2 protein-coding genes are annotated in these 946 nt (G+C 65.4%); one reads left to right on the forward strand and one right to left on the reverse strand.

Translation table 11 applies throughout. From position 1 onward, the window contains the following. On the reverse strand, nt 1-305 hold a 305-nt coding region (locus tag FXO23_RS50565), incomplete at its 3' end, for an alcohol dehydrogenase catalytic domain-containing protein (protein ID WP_158896361.1). A 127-nt stretch (nt 306-432) separates the two neighbouring features. Here FXO23_RS50565 and FXO23_RS50570 point away from each other — a divergent pair. Beyond that, the gene (locus tag FXO23_RS50570; protein ID WP_158896363.1) at nt 433-918 is read left to right on the forward strand and encodes a MarR family winged helix-turn-helix transcriptional regulator; all 486 of its coding nucleotides are present in this window, start codon (nt 433-435) and stop codon (nt 916-918) included. Nucleotides 919-946: the final 28 nt, after the last annotated feature.

The raw sequence follows: 946 nt of genomic DNA on the forward strand, positions 1-946 counted from the left end.
TAGTCGGCGGCGGCGCCGTCGGCGTCCATCGGCAGGAACGCTACGACGGCGTCACCGACTCGCCAGCCGTCGACCCCGTCGCCGAGCTCGGCGACCGTTCCCGCGACGTCGATGCCGGGAATGTGCGGGAACTCGACGGCGAACACCTCCCGCAAGGCTCCGGTCCGGATGCCGATGTCCGCGGGGTTGAACGTGGTGCCCGCGACCTGGACCAGCACTTGGCCCTCGCTGGGCGTCGGCCGTTCGGCCTCCTCGTAGACCAGCACGTCGCTGCCGCCGTATTGGTGATAGCGCACTGCCTTCATGGCTGCCTCCCGTATTGCTTCGATGTCGAAGTTATTTCCAGGCTAGTTTGCTTTGACTTCGAAGCAAGTCTTTCGCTTGGTGAGCTGGGTCACGATGGTTCGAAGTCGCAGTAACTAGGATGAGGGCATGGCAGCGCTGGAACCCGAACAGCTCGACACGTACTTCGCGCTCATGGAGTCGGTGAGCCTGCTGCATCACGCTGTCGAGCAGCAGGTGCGCGCGGCGGGCGAGCTCAGCTACGTCCAGTTCCAACTGCTGGCGCGGCTCGCCGATGCCCCGGATCGGCAGTTGACCATGACCGCCCTCGCCGACGGCGTCGTCTACAGCCGCAGCGGTCTGACCCATCAAGCTGGGCTGCTGGAGAAGGCCGGGCTGATCACCCGTGCCACCAGTCCCGACGACCAACGCGCCACTTTGGTCACGATCACTCGGGCCGGCCTCGACCGGGTGGCCGCGATCCTGCCCGGTCACGTCGACGTTGTGCGCGACCTGCTGTTCGATCCACTGTCCAAAAAGGACCTAGATGTCCTCGGCGGCATCATGGGCAGGGTCCGCGACCACATGCGAGCCCAGCCTCCTCGCTCTGTTTCGACCCGCAAACGACGTGCTTGAACCGCTTCCGTCTCCGAGCCCCTAGCCG

The organism is Amycolatopsis anabasis, assembly GCF_009765355.1.
In the GTDB taxonomy this organism is placed as follows: Bacteria; Actinomycetota; Actinomycetes; order Mycobacteriales; family Pseudonocardiaceae; genus Amycolatopsis; species Amycolatopsis anabasis.

Coding starts and splice junctions, on each gene's coding strand:
- FXO23_RS50570 (WP_158896363.1), top strand. CDS start 433: ATGGCAGCGCTGGAACCCGAACAGCTCGACACGTACTTCGCGCTCATG.